Below are 22,549 nucleotides of genomic sequence, written 5' to 3'. Positions count from 1 at the left end.
TGTTTGCACCCTGCCATTCAGACAACATTAAATCTATGCATGTTCACAAGATGATGTATAAGATCAACCACAAAAAAATATTGAATCAAACTTTTTAGAATATATCCTTAATTTGTAACAATATACACTAATGAGCTAAGGACCTATAAAAAGCGCTACCATTAAATGATGACCCTGAATACCTACAAATACTTTTATCCATATAAAGCCTTCACTTTACGAGCACTTTTAAGGCTTATCCTTTTCGCATTTCCCGTCTTTACAGGTGGCAACCCGCTGTTGGCTCAGACAAATGAAAGCCTTCCCTGGTGGAAAAGTGCCAGTATTTACCAGGTATATCCCCGTTCGTTCATGGACTCTGATAACGATGGGATCGGAGATATAGATGGTATCATTTCAAAACTGGATTACATCAAAAACCTGGGGTTTGAAGCTATTTGGTTCTCTCCTTTTTTTAAGAGTCCGCAACAGGATATTGGATATGATATCAGTGACTACAAAAAGGTCGATCCTGAATATGGCAAAGAAGGCGACCTGGAGCGTCTGATCGACGAGGTTCATAAGCGGGATATGAAAGTGATCTTCGACCTGGTACTTAACCACACCTCTATAGAACATCCCTGGTTTCAGGAGTCGCTTGACAGTACTTCCCAGAAAGCCGATTGGTATGTCTGGCAAAAAGGCAAAGGGAAAAAAGCCCCTAACAATTGGAAAAATATCATTGGTATCAAAGGTTGGCAATATGCTGAAGAAAAAGATCAATGGTACTACACCTCCTTTTTACCCTTCCAGGCCGACCTGAACTGGAGAAACCCTGAAGTCGTGGAAGCCATGTTCAATATGGTTCGCTATTGGTTGGATCGGGGGGTGGATGGTTTTCGCCTGGATATCTTCAATGTGATCCTCGAAGATGCTGAATTTCGTGACAATCCAAAGGGCTTAAACCCTCTCCCCCGCCCGGAAAACCCTGCCGGGGGATTTCAAAACCTGGAACACAATTTGAACCACCCGGAAAACTATCAGGTCGCCAAAGAATTAAGAAAGGTTTTAGACGAATACGAAGATCGGTTTCTCATTGGAGAGGTTATGGGAGAACACCAAAAGATCAAAGGGTTTTTAAGCCAAGGCAAAGGATTACACAGCATTTTTCTGTTCGATCTTATCTACTTCGATTTTTCGGCCAAATTCTTTAAAGAAATAATAAAGGAGTTCGAAAATCATTATCCCGAACCCTTGGTGCCTGTATACGTGTTCAGTAACCACGATGTGAGAAGAAGCATTGGCCGTGTGGATAATGACCATGAAAAAGCAAAGCTCCTCGCCCTATTTCAGCTTACTGCCAGGGGTATTCCGGTAGTCTACCAGGGGGAAGAATTCGGTAGTTCCGACCTGAGGATCCATAAAAAGGAGGCACTCGACCCTTTGGTTGACTATATTAACCTGCCACAATTCGTATTGGACCGCCTCCCCTTTCTCATTAACCGGGACGAATGCAGGACGCCTATGCAATGGTCTTCCGACCCTCAAGGAGGTTTTACGGAAGCCGACACGACCTGGTTACCGGTAAACCCTGAATACAAAACCGTGAATGCCAGCAGGGCAGTTTACAATAAAAATTCATTATTGCATACCTACCGTGACCTCCTTCACCTAAGAGCCGAAAACGAAGTCCTGAAATACGGGAGTGCCAGGATACTAGAAGATTCCGCCATCCCGAAAAATGTGTATGGCCTGGAAAGGGAATACAACGGACAGAAGGTCTGGGTGCTTATCAATTTTGGTAAAAAGACACAGACTTTGGAAAATCAGGGTGAATTAAAAAGGGTACTTTTTGCTCACAAAGGATCTGTTAACGACCAAAACATTGTCTTACCGCCATTCTCAGGGATTATCTTGAAGTAACGATAACAAACCTAATAATTACATATCCTTAATGAAGAAGAACTTCTTCCGGGTTAATATTGGTAACTCCGGTCAAATACCCATTTGTTTACCGTGATTTGCTCCTGGATACGGTCTTTATGAATTTAACATCAAAAGAAAGTATACAAACTTTCTCACATTTGGCTAAAACCTGTCTGTGATCATTATTTAAACATCTGATTATCGCTAACTTTTTCCTTTCCACCGGCGACTATAGATTTCGTGAAAATAATGATCAAATACTTAAAAGAGATCAGGCAAAGTTTAGTTGTTGAAGGCAAGGCTGTAAAGTATCTCAAATATGCCATCGGAGAAATAGTTCTTGTGGTGATCGGCATCCTCATCGCTCTGTCTATTAACAACTGGAATGAAAGGAAGAAAAACGAAGAAGAAACCAGAAACTATCTCAGTAGTCTTATTGAGAACCTCAATGATGATATTTCTTCCATAGACAGGAATATTCTTTTTAATAAAACCCGCTTAAAGGGTATTTTCTACATTCTTGAGCATGCAGGGCTAAATACCCAAACCTTTACGGAAATGGAGTGGATCGATGTTTCTGAAAACCATTCTTCCAATACCCTTTGGAAAGGCCCTTTTCCCGACACCCTGAATGCCGCATTTACCCACCTGGCCTTTTCTACCATAGGCCGCGGTTTCGGTGGTATTTCCTTAAATAAATCGGTTATTAATGAGTTGTACTCCACCGGCTCTTTCTCCTCCATTCAAAGCAGAGAGCTGAAAACAGGAATCAGTAATTACTACAGTTTTCTGGAACAGCGATTAGATGGTTATGCTATTGAGGAACATGAAGAATGGGCTAATGAGACTACCCGGTATCTGCGAGATCAGCACGGCATCTTTACACTCGATGTTTCTGATTTAGAAGATCCTGTTGATCGCTTAAAAAACAGTAAAGAGGCCGAGTATCATTTACGCTACCTGGCCCTGGAAATAAATTACCATTGTATATGGGCTTTGGAAGCAAAGGAAAAAGCTTTAAACCTGATTAATAGTATCCGGGAAAATAACTAGTTAACAGCGCTGCTACGACAGCCTTTCGTATCTAAATACCAGCTGTTTTTCAACAATTTCTGCAGGTTACCGATTTTTTCTTACTTTGCCCCCATGTTTTACACCCCTCCATCGAACCTGCAAGAAGTGAGCATCTCCTTTAGTGAGAGCAATATCTGGCTGATGAACATTTGTATCTCAATCATTATGTTCAGTGTAGCCTTAAATGTAAAGCTCAGTGATCTGAAGATCGTTGTACAGAATCCGGCCTCGGTGCTTACCGGGCTTATGTCACAGTACCTGGTTTTACCGGCCATGAGCTTTTTGCTGGTTTGGATCTTACAGCCCGAAGCGGGATTTGCCTTAGGGATGCTGCTTATTGCGGCCTGTCCGGGAGGTAACATCTCTAATTTCTTTTCTATGCAAAGTGGAGGCAACGTTGCACTTAGTGTGGGCCTCACCATCTTAGCCACCATTCTGGCGCCAATAATGACCCCCCTAAACTTTGAATTCTGGGCCACCCGACTTGACTATCTCGAACCCGTTTTCAGCACCATTTCGTTAAGCTATACCGACATAGGTTTTACCGTACTTCAAATTTTAGTAATGCCTTTGATCCTGGGTATTTGGTTTGCCTACAAATTCCCCCGATTCAACAAGAAAATATCAACTCCACTCCAGTATCTGAGTATTCTGATTCTGATCTCATTTATTGCCGTGGCTTTCTATGGTAACGGGTCTATTTTTACACAATACTGGAAGCACTTTGTGTTTCTCGTATTTGCTCAGAACCTTGTTGCCTTACTCAGTGGGTATTACCTGGCAACCTTCACCGCCAGAAACAGTGAAGACAGAAAAACGATCACCATAGAAACCGGGGTTCAGAATGCCGGACTGGCGCTTGCCCTCGTATTCACCTTTTTTGAGCCCAGGGGCGGACTGGTGCTTCTGGTAGCCTGGTGGGGTATCTGGAATATCCTGGCCGGTTTGATCGCTGCCCAGGTACTTAAACTTCGTGCATTCAAAACCATCAACGCTTAATTACTGGTCAATGATCCTCTACAGGTTTATAAAAATTTGGGCAACCATCACCTCTTTCTTTTTTTTCAGAAAGGTTACCATCACCCGAAAAGGAGAGATTCCTGAGGGAACTTCGGTCATCTTTGCCCCAAACCACCAAAGTGCTTTTCTGGACCCCATTGTCATTGCCATCAATACGAAACGAAGTCCGTGGTTCCTGACCCGGGCCAGTGTGTTCACCGGAGGCATGGTGAACAAGCTTTTAAAAATGCTGCATATGATCCCGGTCTACCGTCCGCGCGACCTGGTAGATCTGAAAACCGCTAATAACAGCACCTTTGACTTTTGCCAGGAGGTACTGACCAACGGGGAGTCTATCATGATCTTTCCGGAGGGGAATCACGGGATGCAGAAACGGTTGCGAACGCCTTTAAAAAAAGGTATCGGACGCATTGCCCTAAGGGCTGTCAATGAAATGCAAACCGACCCCGATCGCGATGTGGTCATCGTACCGGTAGGAATTAATTATGAACATCCTACAGGCATGCGAACCGATCTCCTGCTTAATTTCGGAGAACCCATCTCGGTAAAAGATCTGCTTAAGGAAGCCGACAATCACGAAACACGAGGGCTGTTAACCTTAAGAAAGCATTTGGCAGAAAAGATACAGGATCTGATGATCGACATCAGACCTAAAGAGCAATACGATGCATTGGAATTGGCCTGGCAACAGCAAAGAACCGTACTCCCTTCTTTAAAGGCCCGTTTCGAAAATGATAAAGAGATCATTGAAGCACTATCAGAAAATGACCAACCCCTTCAGCCTAAGCCGGAAATCAAAAGCAATAGCCTGTGGCAAATACCATTGATTATCCTTGGATTCCCAATGTGGCTCACCGGAGTGGTGCTGAATCTCGGATGGATCCTTACGGTTAAACTCATACTTAAGTACGTTGTTAAAGACCCTCATTTTGTGCAATCGATCAAGTTTCTCTGTGTCATGGCAGGGGTTCCGGTTTTTACCATGGTCACTGCTGCCCTGCTCAGTACAGTTACCGGGTGGTTCTGGCCTTTTGTGGTGTTAATACCATTGTTCGGATTACTGGCCCATGAGTATCAAACCCGTGTTCTTAAAACCCCGGGCTTAGTGCTGGTGAAAGACGAGGCAGGAGATTTTCTGCCGGAAGACTGAGGGAGTTTCAGGGACCATGCCTCCGGCTTGGCAGACGAGTTTAAGGGACCATGCCTCCGGCTTGGCAGACGAGTTTAAGGGACCATGCCTCCGGCTTGGCAGGCGAGTTTCAGGGATGAGTTTCAGGGACGAGTTTGGGGTTTGCGGTTTCCAGTTTGCAGTTTGCAGTTTGCAGTTTGCAGAAATAAGCTAATCAATTTTGGGAATTGGAATTTGAGTATTGAAACTTCAGGTTCACCTGCCAGCACACCACCTGGCTCCTCACTATTAAGGTTCACTGAACCTTTAATAACTGTTCGGCCCTCCGCCTACCCACCTACCTGCAATAAAGATGGTTTAAGTGTCGAGTTTGGATTTAGGTTTGCAGTAGGCAGAAGTTTGTTCAACAAATTTGGAATTTGGAATTTGGAATTTGAACATTATAACTCCCGGCTTAACCGCTTACCTATCCATTCCACTTCACAACTGTTTAGATTATATTTCTATCTTAGGATGATCAATAAATCCTTGGGTATATTTTACCCCAGCCTTGAACTAAGAGCGCTCTATTATGTGTGATACCTTTACCTTTTTTAGTAAGATCGAAAAAGATGAATCTTTTTTTGCCAAAAATTCGGATCGGGATCCCGGTGAACCACAGATCATTGAAATTACAGATGAGGTTAAGCCCCATTTTGACAATACATTTTTCACGGAAAGCCTGCCCAAATACACCCCCCAACTGGAGGCTCTGAAGAGATTGATCCCAAAATACGATCATCCCTATAAAGCCATTCTCTCGCGCCCCACATGGATCTGGGGTGCCGAAATGGGGGTCAATGAAAAAGGAGTATGTATTGGAAATGAGGCAGTGTTTTCTAAAGAACCCTTGATTCCCGATGGTATACTGGGTATGGATATCCTGCGGCTGGCCCTTCACAATGGAGCTACAGCTACCGAAGCTGCTGAGATCATTACGAGTGTTTTAGAATCCTGCGGACAAGGAGGTAACGGAAGCTACTCGGGCTCTTTAAAATATCACAACAGTTTTCTTATTAAAGACTTCCATAGGGCTTATGTGATTGAAAGCTCAGGAAAAAACTGGGTCAGAAAAGAAGTTAAGGAGTGTGCCTCCATAAGCAATAGTTATACCCTTCGTAAAGATTACAACCTGGCAAGTCATGCCTTTAGAGGAACCGACCTAAAGAAGGATCTGGAAAACTCCTTTTATACCTTTTTCTCCAAAGGTGATTTTCGCCAAGACTATACGCACCAACAGATCAAATATCTGGATAAAGGAGTAAATGAAGTTTTTGGTATCCTGCGTTCACATATAAGCGCCGATAACAAAATGAAAAGAGGTATGAGATCGATCTGTGTGCACCCGGGAATCATCGTAAAATCGGAAACCACTTCAAGCATGATTGTGCATTATTATAAAGATAAGATCATCACCTGGGTAACCTCTTCTCCCAACCCCTGTGTTTCTCTGTTTAAACCGTTAGTACTTTCAAACAACAACGCCTTTCATCAATTCAGAAGTCCGGAAAGAGCTTTAGCTTACTTTAAAACCAACAGGAGCGTTGCTGAATTCTTAGTCAGGAACAAGGTCATTTTTAACAAGGAGGTAAAATCCTTACGTGATGAACTGCAGGCGCAATTCCTGGATATCATATATTCTGATCTCGAAAATAAAACTACGGAACAATTGGTTGCCGATTGCAGCCGTTGTTTTGAAATGGAGCAGACCTATCTACAGCAAATCCATACATTAACCGGACAATCAATAGTTACACCATAATGGGAAAAGCCGAAAAAAACCAGATCATTAACGACTTCAAAAACCACGTTTCTTACGGCAAGGCTGCCACTTTTAAAGAATATGGCATGGAGTTTATTATAGGTGAACGCCGGGGTGCATACATCACTGATATCTCCGGGAAGAAAACCTTGATAAATTGCCACAGCAACGGAGGCGTTTTTAATCTTGGGCACCGAAATCCGGAGGTCATAGATGCTATGATCAAAGCAACAGAAAATTTTGATATCGGAAATCATCATTTGATCAGCAGTCAGCGCGCCGCCCTTGGTAAAAAGCTCGCTGAGCTCATGCCGGGCGACCTTAATTATAGTGTTTTTGGTGTGAGTGGCGGAGAAGCCGTAGATCTTGCGCTGAAGCTCGCTAAGGGGTACACCAAACGCAATAATATCGTCAGTCTGAAAGGAGGCTACCACGGTCATACCGGACTTGCCATGGCCACAGGAGATGCACAATACCGCACACCCTTCGGAGAAAATTCATCAGCCTATAAGCAGGTGGCATTCGGAGATTTAGATGCTGCCCGAAAAGCAATTACCCCGGAAACAGCTGCTTTTATCATGGAAACCATTCCTGCTACCCTGGGTATTGCTATCCCTGAAAAAAAATATCTCCAGGAATTGCGCAAACACTGCGCTGAAACAGGTACGCTTTTCATTATTGATGAAGTTCAATGCGGACTGGGAAGAACCGGAAAGCTCTGGGCCTTTGAGCATTTTGATATCATCCCTGATATGGTGGTACTCGGCAAAGGGTTGTCCGGGGGCATATACCCCATAACAGCCACCGTATTAAGAGAGCCTATTGAAACGTTCTTTCATAAGAATCCTTTTATCCACGTAAGCACTTTCGGAGGTTCAGAAATTGGTTGCGAGGTAGCTCTGAAAGTGTTGGAAAAAAGTGCGGCGCCAGAGTTTCTCCACCATGTTAACCAGATCTCAGAATACCTGGGGCAGGGATATGAACGCCTTCAAAAGAAACATAAAAAATACATCGCCGGATTTCGTCAGCTGGGTTTAATGAGCGGCATCGTTTTTCACGAAGAGAAACACGGCCCATTATTCACAAAGGCCGCCTATGACTGCGGCATGTTTGCCCTTTATGCCAATAACGACAAAAGGGTATGTCAGCTATTACCTCCCCTTATCATTACCAAAGAACAGGTTGATGAGATCATTGATAAGATCGATAAGGCCATTGGTAAGCTGAAATTTTACAGCGCGGCTTACCGGGTAAAAGAATCCATGAGTAATATTTTCAGAAAATAGATGCTTGACCATGGCAAAACAAGACTCTCAATTATTGACCATTAACCAGGATATCCCCCTTTTTCTACAGAAATTCGAAGATAATTTTGATCCTGTACATCCGGAGAATTCAGACATCCCGGTCATCGTTCTTGGCTGTGGTGAAATAAGTACGGTCATTAGTTTCAACGTGCCTGGATTTAAAACCTATGCCTTTAAGCGGTTACCATTGTTCTTCTCTGAAAAGGAAGCAAGACACTATTGTGGTCTTTACCGGGAATACAACCAACAACTTTCATTACTGGGTATTGAAACTCCTGAAAGTGATGCCTGGTATGTTAAGGGGCATAATGGATTATTTGTTGCTTACCTGGCGCAGGAACGCCTTGATGAACGATCCATTGGTAATAATCTGCTGCACAGTCGTACGGATAAAGAAATACAATTGCTTTTTAAGCAGGTCGTGCAAAGTATGGTTAAGCTTTGGGATCATAACAGGAAGTATCCTGAACAGCTACTGGGACTTGACAGCCAGATCTCGAACTGGGCCATACGGGATTTTGATCCTGAAAAACCTTTATATGAACAACCCGGGCTTTATTTCATAGACACAAGTACTCCTATGTTGAGAATACGATCGGAGGAACAAATGAACCCCTTGCTTTTCTTACAAAGTGCCCCTAAGCCCTTGCGGTGGATCCTTAAACTGTTTTTCCTGCAGGAGGTCATGGATAGATATTATGACTTTCGCCTGGTAGCTGTTGACTTGCTGGCCAATCTCTACAAAGAACAACGTCCCGACCTGATTCCCGGCTTAATGAATATCGTAAACACCAAAGGCAAGGAATTTCTTGAAGGAAAAAGAATAACCGAAAAGGAGGTGAAGCAATATTATAAAAATGATAAGTTGATCTGGAAACTGTTTTTAGCACTTCGTCGTGCCGATCGGTTTATTAATTCCAGAGTATTAGGCCGAAGGTATGAGTTTACATTGCCCGGAAAGATCAAGAGGTGATTTTGCAGTTTGCAGTTTGCAGAAATTAGCTAATACGCTTTGGAATTTGGGATTTGAATATTGAAACTTCAGGTTCACCTGCCAGCGCACCACCCGGCTCCTCACTATTAAAGGTTCAGACCCATCGCTCCAGCTGGCAGCACACTGTAAAAGGTCTACCAGACCTTTTACAGCCGTTCGCTCCTAATAACTGTTCGGCCCTCCGCCTACCCGTCTACCTGCTTCCCTGCCTACCTAAATATTCAACCAATACGTTACCTTCAGGTTGAGCGATCTGTTCTTAGGCATGATGGTATTCACGAAGTAGTTGTCATTATACACCAAAAAGAGATCAGAAAGAGGCGCGAAACGCCATTGCAGGCGTGAGTTAATACCCAGGTTATCTAATTGATTGCTGTATTGAATAATGGTAGACCAGAAGACTGACTTGCTAAAGGTGAAGTTCATTCGGGGTACAATAAGCCATATGTCGGCATCTCCGTAAGGTTCAGGCAAGTCAATACGATCATAATTCACATTAAGCGAAAAGAGCATTTTAGGCTGTAAACGCAAATTGAGTCCGCCTTCAAAAGAAAATCGTTCCCCGTTATAAAATCCGCCATAGTTCGGCTGGAGGTTATAGGAAAGTACCTTACGGCGGTCAGAACGGTATTCCATCTCAAAACTGTTGTAATAGTATCCCACATCACCCGGTAGCGGCAAGGCATCATCATCTCCGGTAGGGTCAAAGGGGTCGGTGAGATAGGTAAAACGGTTGATCACTCTGGCCGAAAATTCAGATTGGTTGGTAAACTCAGCATTGAGCGAACTAAAAACCGCATAATCAGTATTCTGATAATCAAGCCCGGGTCTCCAGATCGCATTCGGACTCACCCTGAAACGGTAATTGTTTACCTTCTCTCCTCTCCTCCAGATGGTATATTCAGCAAATGGTCTGGCTGATACAATATCGGTACGACGTATAAACCCAAGGTCTGAGCGAAAATCGTTCCCTACATAATTCCCTCTTACTCCATAGGAGAAATTGGTAGCATTGTGCCTTAGATTAATTCCTCCGGAATAACTCTCATCGCCAATATTATGGGCAAATGATTTGTGGGCAAAGAATTTACCCACCCATGAATTATCAGAGGAGGCCAGGTTATAATCCAGTCCTACCACGCGATTGTAACGATCTTCCGGATCTAAAAATTCGTAATCCTTAAAGCTCTCCTTATTTACTAAGAGAAAGCTTAGATTGGAGCGGGAGAACATTTTTTTCTGCAATGCCACCACGGTATTGTTCACCGAGGGGATCTCATTTTCTGTATCCTCTTCGGTCTGCACGTTCATCAGACCTATTCGCCAGTCTTCATCGATCTTTCCACTGAGCCGGGCCCCTGCTATAATTCGGTTTTCAATGGTTTCCCCATCGGCATTGGTCGCGATCCCGATACGTCTCGAAAAGAAAGGATTCATATCACGGCTGTCACCAAAGGTGCCGAAAAGGTCACTGTTATCTATAAAGAACTGTCTTCTTTCCGGCAGGGAGATCTCAAAACGGGTGAGGTTTACCACCACATTATCTACTTCTACATTAGAAAAATCCGGATTCAGGGTAAGGTCGAGGTTTAATCCGCCTCCGATCGGTATTTTTGCATCACCTCCGAATTTAAAATCTTCAAAGGAATTGCCGGTTTCAAAGTCTTTGCTCAGCCTGGTATTCAAATAAGGAATAAGGGCTATAGGGGTACGGGACCTTTGTAAGGGTTTTTCGAAGTGCATCTCACCCATAAAAGCCAGGTTAAAAATAAGCTGGTTCTGTGGAATCCGGTACCAGGTACTGCGCTCATTATCCTGCATATCGAAACGATAGCTGTTAAATCGCCAGCGGGTCTCCCCGTTCTTAAACTTTAATGAGCTCAGTGGGATGGCGATCTCCGCCGTGTAATGATCTTCATAGATACGCGTCTCCCCTCTCCACTTTACATCCCAGGAGGTGGTAAACCCGTCAAGATCTGACCCCCCATTCGAGATCAGCGCTTCCCGGCGTACTCCCAGAGGATTGATACCGAATAAAAAGGCGTTGGTACCATCGTTAAAAGTATCAAAGATCAAACTGATATTATCATTTCCTCCGGCTCTGAAGTCACGCTGTAAAGAAGGGATCACATATTCATCTCCGGCCGTCTCCAATCGAAGTCCCAGGTAGAGGGTATTGGCATCGTACATCATCTTAATATCGGTTTGCCGCTTGGCCAATACACTGTCAGTAGGAAAGTATTGCATAAAATCATGAGCACTCTCTGCCTCCTTCCAGGCCTCCTCATCTAATATCCCGTCGATCTTAAAGGGAGTTTGGGTATACTTCACCGTAAATACTTTGTCATTTTGCTGACCGTAAACCCAAAATAACGGAAAGAGTAGAAAAAGGGATAGTAGAGATCTCATTAATAGCATGCGTTTGTTAGGGAGGCCTAAATTTACTGGATAATCCCGTTAAATAAATGCTAAAATTAGGGGAACGGGAACGAGTTTGAGGGACGAGTGTGAGAGTGAGAATGCGTCACCTCGAGTGCCACGCCTTGGGCTTGGTGTATCGAGAGGCAATGTGAGTTAGCCGCCCCTTACCAGGCCTCGGTTGGCAAAAGGCTTGCGGATGAGCCTGCATTATTGACAACCATGAAGAAAAACAGGCTCTTTATCTGCTCTATACCAATTAATTGTCGGTTTTTAGCTACATTGTAGGTATACAGTTCCCGGCTTACCCATTAATGAGTGCTACATGCAGTGCTGTCTTACATCAGCATCCTACAGGAGTGGTACTAAAAACGGCTAACATCATCATTTTTCACAAAGATGAAGTGATCGATCACCGTTTTATTAAATAAACTTTCAAATAAGCTTACCATGGCTGAGACGGTAAAAAAATTTGGCACTGCACCGGTGTTTTTCACGGCAATGTCGACCATTTTAGGAGCTATCCTCTTCCTTCGTTTTGGTTATGCCGTGGGTACTGTCGGCTTTATTGGGGTCATTTTTATTTTGATCCTTGGTCATATGGTTACCATACCCACTTCCCTTGCCATTTCTGAGCTTGCCACTAATAAGCGGGTAGAAGGCGGGGGCGAGTATTTTATCATTTCCCGCTCTTTCGGCTTAAATATCGGGGCTACCATTGGCATAGCGCTTTACCTGTCTCAGGCTATAAGCGTAGCCTTTTACGTGATCGCCTTTACTGAAACCTTTCAATTCTTTTTCGACTACCTGGAGCAGCACCACGGGTTTATCCTTCCCCGTCAGGCCATTAGTGTTCCGGTCATGCTGCTCTTGTCGGTATTGATCCTGAAGAAGGGAGCCAACCTTGGGGTAAAAGCCATTTATTTTGTGGTAGCCATCCTTGCTACTTCCATCGTCCTGTTCTTCCTTGGGGACCCGTCGTCAGGGAACGAGGTGGACTTCGACCTGGCCAATGCTCAATTTAGAAATATCGAACAATTCTACCTGGTTTTTGCGATCATTTTCCCGGCATTTACCGGGATGACCGCCGGGGTTGGACTTTCGGGCGATCTGAAAAACCCATCGAGGTCGATCCCTTTCGGAACGGTAACCGCTACCATATTAGGAATGATCATCTACCTGTTCATCTCATTAAAGCTTGCCAATTCGGCCTCCCCTGAAGCCTTGACCGGGAATCAATTCGTCATGAGCGAGATCGCCCTGTGGGGTTGGTTATGCATCCCTCTGGGGCTCGCCGCCTCTACCATTTCCTCGGCCCTGGGTTCGGTCATGGTTGCTCCCCGTACCTTACAGGCCCTCGCCAACGATCAATCCTTTCCAATTAAACAATTTAACGGCTGGCTAAGCCGATCAAGAGACAAGGACGCTGAACCTTTTAATGCCTCCCTGGTGACCTGCATGATCGCGATGGTCTTTGTGATCTTAGGTAATGTGGATATCGTGGCTCAGATCATTTCCATGTTCTTTATGATCACCTACGGATCGCTTTGTCTGATCTCCTTTCTCAATCATTTTGGTTCCTCCCCCTCCTACCGGCCATCATTCAAATCCAAATGGTATATCTCCCTGATAGGGGCCATTACCTCGGTTTGGGTCATGTTCAAAATAAGTGTGGTCTACGGCCTCTTCGCCTTTGCGGTCATGATCTTACTTTACTTTTACATCAATAATATTCACCGCCACCGAAAAGGTATTTCTTCTATTTTTACGAACACCATCTTCCAGGTCAACCGGAACCTGCAATTATACCTTCAAAAAAGAAAGGTAGTACGTTCGGCTACCGACTGGCGCCCCAGTGTGATCTGCTTATCCAAGAACTCCTTTGACCGTGATAATGCTTTTAGATTGACCAACTGGATCTCTTATAAATACGGGTTCGGCACCTATTTACATCGCATAGAAGAGTATTGTTCAAAATCGACCTTCGAACGATCAAATGAAGAACTAACCCGTTTGATCCATAATTACGGAGATGACGGCCATGTGTATATAGACACCATCATTTCTCCCTCCTACACCTCAGCCATTGCCCATGCCATACAGATACCGAGTATTTCCGGAATGGAAAACAATATGCTCATCCTGGAGTACGACAAAGAGGAGCCTGAAGAACTGGCAGATATCATTGATAATTTTAAGTTGATCAACTCGGGTAATTTTGACGTCTGCATCCTGGCTTCCAGCCGTAAACCCATCATCTTTAAGAATGGTATTCATATCTGGATCAAAACGACCGATGCCGAAAATGCCAACCTGATGATCATATTGAGCTTTATACTTCTGGGGCACCCCAACTGGAGAAATTCTGATATCCGAATTTTTGATATCTGCAAACCGGAAGAGGTTGCTGAGGTGAACAAGCAGATGAACGACCTGATCGAGAAGGGTCGACTTCCCATTACCCCTCAAAACATCAAGATCCTTGTTGAAGAAGAAGGGACATCCTATAAATCGATCATCAACGCCCATTCTGTCAATGCCGGCCTCACCATTATGGGGTTCCATGAAGATAGTCTGAGGTTATTGGGAGTCGAGGCCTTTGAGGGATACGAAGATCTTGGTAATATTCTGTTTGTGAATTCTTATAAGCATAAGCTTATTGAATAAACGACTCAATTACTAACCTACCACTACGCCGGATTCTTTTCTTAAACTTCTGACTTTAAATGATAATTCTAATTTCCCCGGAAGCAAACTGTTAACATCTATTCATTCCAGGAGTGAAAATGATATTTATACCCGAGGTGATCAATTAATTTAGTAGGCGATAAGATTTTAAATTTCAAAATAGTTTGATACTTTTTCTCGGCATCAAATTTTAAAAGCAATTTATTACCATCTATTTTAAAAATTCTATTTCCAGTCAATTCGCGCTGACAATCACCTGATACAGGTGCTAATTTTTTAATAGATGATTTAGCCCAAAACCTACCATCTTCATTTAGAAATAAGTAATTATACCTTTGATTTATGACCTCGCCTCCAGCATGAAGTTCCGATTCATTAATGTGCTCAGATTCAAAATACCCATTTAGAATTTTCATTTCAAGAATGTTTTTGTCTCTACATCGAAGATATATCCTTTTTCAAATAGCAACTTCAATTCTTTTCCAAACCCGGTTAGATTGTTAGGAACTAAAAAGTCATCTAAATTGATTAAATACTTTTTTAAATCTTGAATCGATTCTATTTCGTATTGTGGTTCAATTTTAACAACCTTCCCCAGATCCATCGGGTCGGTAGCGGCATAGATCACATCTCCCCGTTCTATGGCTTTCAGCAGCCAGGGTTTATTGAACTCCTCCCAGAAATCTGCTGCCCCCTCAAAAACGGCCCTGGCCACATTTAAAATATTGAAGCCATTATTACAGGGGCCATCAAACATCAGGTGAGTAAGCTTCAACAGCAATTCTGCACTGAGACCCTTCATGTCTCCGGCACCATGCGGATATACCGCGTAATTGCCAATGATGGTCGTACACCGCCCGGGAGTACTTACGATCTCTGCCTTGTTGCTGGTATTAATCGTAATATTTACCGGCAGCTCTCCCCTGCCCATATACCTTTTGGAAACCCTGATCACCTCCGCATAAGAAGCATTAGCTACCACGGCATTATTTTCTAACCCTTCATAAAATGCAATAACTTCCCGGGAATCCATATCGGCCACCAGGAGCTCCCCGGTCGAGAGATCATGCTTAATATAATACTTATCCTGCAGATAATGCACCCTGTTCACCGAAGTATCATCCCAAAACTCCAGGGGAGAGCGCTTACACTGAAAACAGTCTGGCATCAAGGTCCATTCGATGTCTTTTAAATTCCGGGCACTTACTACCGCATCAAGTCCCTCCAACAGTTTCCGAATCCCGGAAATATCGGCCAGTTCCTCAAAGCCGTTCTTTTCGATCTTCTCGGCCACCTCCCGGTGCCCTGTAAGTATGGAGGTAACCTGTACTTCATTCTCCAGGGCTTCCTGTACTCCTTTGGTTTGAAAAACAATCTCCTCCCCTTCCATCCGGGCAAATACCGCATAACCTTTTACACCGGATTCTCCGGAAGAAAGTGCAGTTTTAACCACTCCGCTGTAAGGCACCAATAAGGAAGTACTATACATGACCGCCGAGGTGAGGTCGCCCCGCATCCCGGCATAGATCAACCCCGTTAGTTCTGCCCCTACCTCAGCATAGGGATGGGGGATCACAGACATCAGATCGAGGGTGGTGTAAACGGCATCATCAACAATGGCGGCGGGATCATAGTCGTAAAACTGATCCGGTTCAAGCGTTGCCGTACCAAAAAGCATTTTCCATCGTGCCAACCTTGCCTCCACTCCTCTTGAAGAAGCATAATAGGCATTTACCAGGGTATCATTATCCAGCAACCCTTGCCTTAATACACCCAGGGAAGAATGGTGCGCTACCCAATAATCTGATCCGTCGGAGATCAGAGCACGCTCATCCTCTTCCATGGCCCGAAGCTGCAATCGGTTAAGATCATCTGTCCATTCAGTTCTCAGTGCACGAAACCTTTCCAGGTTTTCGGGAGTCCCCTCTAATTCCTTCTCCCGGGCCTCAGCCTCGCCAATGACCCATTGCTGCTTCTCTATTTCATCAAGGAACGGAGAGGTGTAAAAGTTAACCGCATTGATAAATGGTAGGCCACTCACCTCCTGCCCTTCCCCTGAAGCCTGTACGGTATGCATCACTTCACCACTGGCCTTCAGGTAATAGCGGTGTATTTTATATGGTTTTTTAAGGGAGGTGAAAATTGCCGACACCAATGTTTTCAGGTCCCGTCCGGCGGAGAATAGCTGCAGACTCGCAGGGAGCAAGGAGTCATCTGAAGCACCCAGCCCTACACGAATACATTCCCGCATTCCATCTGAGGCGGTAAGGGTGTTGGTTCCGGCCAGGATCAGGATTGACGATCCCTGCTTAAGGGAAGGGATGGCTTCTAAGAGCTCTTGTGCGACCGCTCCCGGAAAAGCAAGATGCCCTTGTCCTGTCGTATCGTAACGATAGATGTAAAAATTAATTCCTGTCCGGGCTTTCAGCAGAAACAATTGGTCTTCCAGTATTTGCTGATCAACCGTACTGTGCTCCTGATCAAAATTGAGTAAATGATAAAAAGTACCCTTAGCACTCATAGACGCACTGCCCAAAGACTCCCGGTTCTGGTGGGCTGTTTCAAGGTCTCGGGCAAGTGAAGTAACCAGGTCAGCATCCACCGCTACCTCATCAGCAGCCTCACATATCATTTCAGAAAAGAGATCTTTTCCGGTAGAAGAAGTTTCACACGGAATGGTGGCTACATAGCTGTAGCGGGTTTGATCGGAAAGGTCAGGGGCAGGCAGATCCTGTTGCACGCTTCCATATGCAGCCTTGTAATATCGGTTATGCCCGCATCCGCCCTTATACTGAAATAAATAAACCGTGTCTTCCGGCGCCAGGTTCTTAACAGGGGTGATCTCGTATATATTCCCATGATCATCACTATAACCTGAGAAACCCGCTTCGCCCATCCGGGCATGATAATAGATGTCATTGACTCTGAACCCGGGAATAGTGCCCTCCTGAACTTCTGCCATTGGAGTTGAACTGATCACCCTGGTCTCCGGGACCCTGAAGGGTGTCCAGTCGGGAGTAAACCAGATCTTTCCCCCGATCTCTTTCTCCTCATCCGGATCAAACCATGCCGTTACGGGCCGGTTCTCATTCATACGCTGCCAGTCCAGGTAACTCAGGTCTATACCTGTTGCCTGAGACATTAACAAACCGGAACGGTCTGCCTCCTCCGGATGTTCTAACCCGAATACCCCATGCCCGATCTCATGGACCGCAATAGCGGCAGCACTTTGTTTTTCCTGCGGACTCCCATCTGAAAACACATATCCCCATTGCCTTCCCGGAGGCATAAATCCGGCTACCCCACCTGTATTATTCAAAGCACCGTTCAAAAAGAACAGGTGGTAATCATCCGGTTCTGAGAAAAAGGAAGAGCGAATAAATTGCCGATGAAATGCCTGGAACTCCTTGGGATAATCGGCCAGTAAGCCGCTTCCATGGTAATCCAGCAAGCCATTTTCATTTTCAATATCCCAGAGAGAAGCTTCAGGGAGAAACACCCCTGAATAGTTAATGCTAAACTCAGCCCCTACCTTTCCGAACACCTCTTCTAAAACTTCAGGAAAATCAGAAGTGATGGCTCCCGGCCTGCCTTCAACGAGGGTTAATGGAATGGTTCCCTGATCCTTTAGGTGATGAATATAAAAGGTTGAGAGCACCCGGTATTTATCAGCCTCCGGTTCCTTTACACAAATCAGGGCCTGTTCTTCAAGGTAACCCTGCAGTCCGCTCAAGGTGATTTTAAACAGGGTATCATTCACAACTTCCAAAGGGATGGCCCTTCCTTCCATGGTTTTGATCAGCAGGTTTTCGATGTTTTCATCAAATGCCGGGGTGGTCGCGGCATAAAACACCTCTTCCTTTCCGGCTACCACCGCCTTATGAATCGGATAGTGATCATTTTGATTGGGAGCTTTAAGCTTTGGGTAGCGGGCTTTTTTCCATTCATTGTCAGCCTGGTCCAGGGCAAACCGACTTTCTTCCCCCTCAAAGAATTTCATTGCCCCCATGGCCGGTTGTACAGCTGTGATTTTTGGTCTTCCCTCCTCGTCATATACCACGCCTTCGGTATTTACAGCCGTTACCGGTCCACCGGACGCTCCCATACCTACACGGGTAATCTCTCCGTTCCCGTTCACCTCCCATTGATCTCCGCTGGCGTCGGTCACCAGGGTAACATCGCCCTCATCATGATCAAATACAACCTCACTGCCATCGGCAGTTACAATTATGATCTTTCCGTCTTCCACCCTGATATCCTCATCATTGATGTCTGTTGCAAGAGGTCCTATCATGTGATGATCATGCCCTGTTATTTCGTCAACAAGATCTTCCCCCACATCGATCACCTCATCGACATCCAGAATATTGGTCATCCCTTTATCGTAGATGGTTTGTACCACTCCGGCTGCCAGTTGACGGTCATGGTTAATATAGATATTAGTAAACGTTACCGCCACCCGTAAATTAGCCAGGTAGGGTATGGTAACCACTCCCCTGCCGGAAAACCGTCCTTCACCTCCTTGAACCTCCAACACAGTAACCGAAAACGTGCCGGCTGTAAAGGTTTCATTGGGCTGCAATCGTTGCAGGGGCACCTCTGCCTTTACATTCAATGCCGGGGCAATACCGCAATCATAAAGGTCTTCTTCAGTATTTACCTGCCCGGTAACAAACTCCTTTAAGGAACTGTATTCTGAAGTTGACAATTCACATTGTTTGAATACCTGGTACTCATAGGCCGTTTCTCCTTCCAGGCCCCACAGGGTGATGGCACTAAAGGAGGTTGAAGCATGAAACCACTCATGGTTGCTGCCTTTTTTGCGGTATCTTACCATGTAGGTGGCCCAATCACTGCCCGTATCTGTCCATGAGATATTAACCTGATGTCTACCTTTCACCAGGTGAGCCACATCGGTAACACCCCGGCAGGGAGCTACGTGTTCAAACCACCATATCTCACTTTCACCTCTGTTTGAAAAATTGGTCACGGGAAGTTCTTCCTGCCCACTCACAACGGTAACCTGCCAGGCATAACGCTTGTTTTCCAATAAGGGAACAGCATTAAAGTCGTATAAGAAACTGTTATGGGGAGTTACCGTTTCAAAGATGGGTCGGGTTGATAGAAAAGCTGCCTGAGGATCCTGTGTATGATCCCAGATCTCTGTGAGCCTGAACCGGTACCGAAGGTTTGGGTTCACAGCATGCCGGGGCATCCACTGAAAAAGAATACCCTGGGGCGTACTCACCATGAGCTTACTGTTTTTTTCAGGTATCAGTAATACCGGTGGTTCCTGGCGGGACGCATAAAAACTAACACATGATCTGTTAGAGAGGGTTTTGCCACTTAGCTTATCGATCACCTCTACACAAATCGTATAGTGGCCTTCCGGAAACGGAGCGGTAAATGTTGCGTCGTAAGCAGCTGAAATTTGATGGGGTTGAAAGAAATGAGATAGCACCTCCCCTGAGATCCATTTGGGTACTCCACTTTCTAAAACCACTTCAGCACTCCCTGCTTCATTTCTATTTAGCAGATCCAACCCTGAACGCTGCATACTTACCTTTAAAACCACCCTTCTTTCTGATATGCTCAGATCATTAAGGATCAATTCCAGTTCAAGAGGGTATTGATAATTTGCATACCCCGCAAGGTTAGCAAACCCGGAAATAGAGGAAGGATCGATCTGCCAGGTAGCCGTAACAGGATATATTTGGCTATGTGCATAACTAAAAATGAATAAGACCAGGATACAAAATGCTTTGTTTATCATTGTTTAAGGTTTCAATTGGTGATAGCGCAAGGCTACCTTCCTGTTTTTTGTATGTTGTAAGGACCAGGTATAACAGTGATCGATCAGGGCAACTTCTGCCGCTCCCTCCAGATCGGCGGGAGGTACCCCCGAACTAAGATTTCGGAAATTCACATTGAGTTGGGCATCGATATAGGTTTTTAAAAGGGCTGGTAGTTTTTTCCCCGGCCGGATCCCGTCATAGGTTCGAAGCTGTTCTTCCAGCCACCGATGTCCTCTTAACCGATCCCGGCATTCCTTAAAAATGGCTGGAATCTTTTCATCTCCTCCGTTTCTTTCAAACTCCTGCATTTCTCGAAGCCCGATCACATATCTGCGCTCCAGTTCGAGGTCGGTTTTCTTCATATCGTGAATTAGCTTTCTGATCACCCTGTCTACCAGGTTATAATAGGCCTCCAGAAGATCTCCGTTGGTATATAGAGCAGTAAGGTAATTCAGGGCGTGAAATTTATAGGGTCCTTTCTTTTGTAATGTTATATACCTGCTCTTCAGCAATTCCAGGTCTGCTTTTACAAAGGGCGGCAACCTCAAAAACACAGGTTCTCTGCTCACAAGAGCTATTTGCTGATTGATCTCAGGAATGGTGCCCGAATAAAGTACGTAGCGGTATTTAAATTTTAAGGTGGTAATGGTATTGGCCTTTGAAATACCGGTATGGGTATCAGGAGAAAGGTCAATGCGAAAATTATCAAAGGTATACCCGTACTGCAATCTGATAGTCATATCATTGCGGGTATGCCTATCAGTATGCCGGTATTGGTAATTTCCTGAAAGATTCACCGAATGGCCACGACCCATACGATAGGCTGCATGCGCTCTCATATTGAGCACGTTTCCCATAAGGCCCGTATCCTGATGACTGAAATTATATGAGATCCCGAATCTTGCTCTGAGCCGTTGTTCTAAAAAATACTTCCCCACCTCTGTCCCCGGCCCCATGATGATATAGGCCGAAGAAATATTTTGATTTATTGAAGCTTGCAGTGATGAACTGAAATGCAGTTTTTTCTCAGGGTTATTGTAACGGTACGACAAACTTCCCTGGTAAAAGTGGTGGTTCCCTTTTGCTGCCGGTTCCCCCTGTTGGTTGCCCTGATAGTTTGCAGAAACCATAAACGACCTTTTTGGCCCGGAAGAAGAGGGTAGATCGTAATGAAGCATCAGCCCGGCTTGTTGAGAGATCTGCCGGTAATTAAGCGTGTCCAGGGATTCCAAACCGGTAGTCCCGTTAATCACATCAAATTGATTTCTGGTATTGGTAATACTTTTAAACCCGGAATAACTCAGTTGACCATTGAGGTTGTCAGACACCTTATAATTAAGGTTCACAGCATTTGCCAGGCGCCTGAACGTAGTGTTCTTAGCCCCATCAAGGTTATCGCGCTGTACCCCGGCCCGGAGTCCCAACTGCACCCTGCCTTTAAACAAGGATTGGTTGACCGTAAGATGGACGTTTTCAAAATCTGCATTAAAAAAATAAGCCCCGAAAGTTCGGTAGCCGGGATCTGTACGCTCATAAACCACCCCAAATCCACCGCGAAGGGCCGGGTAATTTAATTGAAGTTTTAAGGCCTTATATGTTTGCCGGTACTGAAGGCTGTCTGCAACCTTAAGAAAATCTAATCGCACTAACCCCGACTCCTCATAAAAAATTTCTGACCTTCCCAGGTCAAAAAGAAACGTTCCATTCTTGAAAAATGTAAACCTGCCCTGAAAACCCAACGCCAGGTTTTGTTCAGGTAAAGGATAATTATGCATATCAACACTTTCATCAGGCAGTTTGTCTTTAGCAGTAAATAGAGAGCCTTTAAGGTGCCATTTGCCACGGGCATAACCCGTCATAACTCCGTAACCAAATCGCGCTGCAACAGGTTTAAGAGAAGGGTTTTCCGGCTCCCAAGGTACCGCTTTCAGCAGGCGTCCGTACATGGCAGAAAACAACCACCCCTTATTTCCCTGCCACTCCAAACCGCCTCCGGTAAACTGATGCCCGTTTAAAGTAAAAGGCATAAAACTCATGGCAGCGTCGCCCAGGTAAAATCTGATGTTCTTGTAAGACGGACTCAGACTGAAGCGATTCAATCGTAAAGGTGATGGCACCCGAAATTCCTGATCGGTATAGGTAAAAGAAAAGGGAATGTGAAACATCCCGGCAACAGTAATTTGCAGATTGCCCTGTATCAGGTATCCGAAAGGATCCCGATCTCCCGGCCCCTCGTACCACATTCCTCCGGCATGGAAACTGCCACGATACTTCAACCATTTTTCTTTACCCAGCTTGTCTAATTGAAAAGCCTGCGACCGTAAAACCCATGAAAACCCCACTGTGAAGAGGATGATCAAAAAAATAGACTTCATAATTCGATGTTCCGGGGTATGGAACATAATTCTAAATATAGAA

General features: G+C 44.8%; 12 protein-coding genes. 8 read left to right on the top strand and 4 right to left on the bottom strand.

Annotation, left to right across the window (positions count from 1 at the left end; translation table 11 throughout):
* Positions 1-165 precede the first annotated feature (165 nt).
* The 7 genes from E7Z59_RS06945 (at position 166) to E7Z59_RS06915 (ending at position 9,209) form a co-directional block, all read left to right on the top strand.
* A complete protein-coding gene (locus E7Z59_RS06945; protein WP_136335599.1) occupies positions 166-1,902 on the top strand; it encodes an alpha-amylase family glycosyl hydrolase in 1,737 nt (578 codons plus the stop codon).
* 252 nt (positions 1,903-2,154) lie between these two features.
* Positions 2,155-2,958, top strand: coding sequence for a DUF6090 family protein (locus E7Z59_RS06940; protein ID WP_136335598.1), 804 nt, complete (start codon positions 2,155-2,157; stop codon positions 2,956-2,958).
* Between the two features lie 162 nt (positions 2,959-3,120).
* On the top strand, positions 3,121-3,978 hold the full coding sequence (locus E7Z59_RS06935; protein WP_168731251.1) for a bile acid:sodium symporter family protein: 858 nt from the start codon (positions 3,121-3,123) through the stop codon (positions 3,976-3,978).
* 10 nt (positions 3,979-3,988) lie between these two features.
* Positions 3,989-5,149, top strand: a complete 1,161-nt coding sequence (locus tag E7Z59_RS06930; RefSeq protein WP_136335596.1) for a 1-acyl-sn-glycerol-3-phosphate acyltransferase — start codon at positions 3,989-3,991, stop codon at positions 5,147-5,149.
* 550 nt (positions 5,150-5,699) lie between these two features.
* Complete coding sequence (locus tag E7Z59_RS06925; RefSeq protein WP_136335595.1) at positions 5,700-6,929, top strand: Ntn hydrolase family protein; 1,230 nt, start codon at positions 5,700-5,702, stop codon at positions 6,927-6,929.
* The gene (locus E7Z59_RS06920) at positions 6,929-8,215 is read left to right on the top strand and encodes a class-III pyridoxal-phosphate-dependent aminotransferase (protein ID WP_136335594.1); all 1,287 of its coding nucleotides are present in this window, start codon (positions 6,929-6,931) and stop codon (positions 8,213-8,215) included. Before E7Z59_RS06925 ends, E7Z59_RS06920 begins: the two co-directional genes overlap by 1 nt.
* Positions 8,216-8,225: 10 nt before the next feature.
* The gene (locus E7Z59_RS06915; protein WP_136335593.1) at positions 8,226-9,209 is read left to right on the top strand and encodes a DUF6206 family protein; all 984 of its coding nucleotides are present in this window, start codon (positions 8,226-8,228) and stop codon (positions 9,207-9,209) included.
* A gap of 234 nt (positions 9,210-9,443) precedes the next feature.
* Here the strand turns inward: E7Z59_RS06915 and E7Z59_RS06910 are convergent, their stop codons facing one another.
* The gene (locus E7Z59_RS06910) at positions 9,444-11,639 is read right to left on the bottom strand and encodes a DUF5916 domain-containing protein (protein ID WP_136335592.1); all 2,196 of its coding nucleotides are present in this window, start codon (positions 11,637-11,639) and stop codon (positions 9,444-9,446) included.
* 459 nt (positions 11,640-12,098) lie between these two features.
* Here E7Z59_RS06910 and E7Z59_RS06905 point away from each other — a divergent pair, with 459 nt between their 5' ends.
* Positions 12,099-14,315 carry an APC family permease gene (locus E7Z59_RS06905; RefSeq protein ID WP_136335591.1) on the top strand — a complete coding sequence of 739 codons (2,217 nt, stop codon included), beginning with the start codon at positions 12,099-12,101 and terminating at the stop codon, positions 14,313-14,315.
* Between the two features lie 98 nt (positions 14,316-14,413).
* On the opposite strand, the gene E7Z59_RS06900 is transcribed toward E7Z59_RS06905, so the two are convergent.
* Genes E7Z59_RS06900 through E7Z59_RS06890 form a run of 3 tightly spaced genes read right to left on the bottom strand, consistent with a single transcriptional unit; the run spans position 14,414 to position 22,506 of the window.
* Positions 14,414-14,752 carry a hypothetical protein gene (locus E7Z59_RS06900; protein ID WP_136335590.1) on the bottom strand — a complete coding sequence of 113 codons (339 nt, stop codon included), beginning with the start codon at positions 14,750-14,752 and terminating at the stop codon, positions 14,414-14,416.
* The gene (locus E7Z59_RS06895) at positions 14,749-20,109 is read right to left on the bottom strand and encodes a fibronectin type III domain-containing protein (protein WP_136335589.1); all 5,361 of its coding nucleotides are present in this window, start codon (positions 20,107-20,109) and stop codon (positions 14,749-14,751) included. Before E7Z59_RS06895 ends, E7Z59_RS06900 begins: the two co-directional genes overlap by 4 nt.
* Positions 20,110-20,112: 3 nt before the next feature.
* Positions 20,113-22,506 carry a TonB-dependent receptor gene (locus tag E7Z59_RS06890; protein ID WP_136335588.1) on the bottom strand — a complete coding sequence of 798 codons (2,394 nt, stop codon included), beginning with the start codon at positions 22,504-22,506 and terminating at the stop codon, positions 20,113-20,115.
* Between the last annotated feature and the right edge of the window lie 43 nt (positions 22,507-22,549).

It is taken from the genome of Robertkochia marina, from assembly GCF_004799345.1.
GTDB lineage: Bacteria > Bacteroidota > Bacteroidia > Flavobacteriales > Flavobacteriaceae > Robertkochia > Robertkochia marina.
Note: the sequence above shows the minus strand (reverse complement) of the source record. Positions and strands in the feature narration are given on the sequence as shown.

Coding starts and splice junctions, on each gene's coding strand:
- E7Z59_RS06945 (WP_136335599.1), top strand. CDS start 166: ATGATGACCCTGAATACCTACAAATACTTTTATCCATATAAAGCCTTC.
- E7Z59_RS06940 (WP_136335598.1), top strand. CDS start 2,155: ATGATCAAATACTTAAAAGAGATCAGGCAAAGTTTAGTTGTTGAAGGC.
- E7Z59_RS06935 (WP_168731251.1), top strand. CDS start 3,121: ATGAACATTTGTATCTCAATCATTATGTTCAGTGTAGCCTTAAATGTA.
- E7Z59_RS06930 (WP_136335596.1), top strand. CDS start 3,989: ATGATCCTCTACAGGTTTATAAAAATTTGGGCAACCATCACCTCTTTC.
- E7Z59_RS06925 (WP_136335595.1), top strand. CDS start 5,700: ATGTGTGATACCTTTACCTTTTTTAGTAAGATCGAAAAAGATGAATCT.
- E7Z59_RS06920 (WP_136335594.1), top strand. CDS start 6,929: ATGGGAAAAGCCGAAAAAAACCAGATCATTAACGACTTCAAAAACCAC.
- E7Z59_RS06915 (WP_136335593.1), top strand. CDS start 8,226: ATGGCAAAACAAGACTCTCAATTATTGACCATTAACCAGGATATCCCC.
- E7Z59_RS06910 (WP_136335592.1), bottom strand. CDS start 11,639: ATGAGATCTCTACTATCCCTTTTTCTACTCTTTCCGTTATTTTGGGTT.
- E7Z59_RS06905 (WP_136335591.1), top strand. CDS start 12,099: ATGGCTGAGACGGTAAAAAAATTTGGCACTGCACCGGTGTTTTTCACG.
- E7Z59_RS06900 (WP_136335590.1), bottom strand. CDS start 14,752: ATGAAAATTCTAAATGGGTATTTTGAATCTGAGCACATTAATGAATCG.
- E7Z59_RS06895 (WP_136335589.1), bottom strand. CDS start 20,109: ATGATAAACAAAGCATTTTGTATCCTGGTCTTATTCATTTTTAGTTAT.
- E7Z59_RS06890 (WP_136335588.1), bottom strand. CDS start 22,506: ATGAAGTCTATTTTTTTGATCATCCTCTTCACAGTGGGGTTTTCATGG.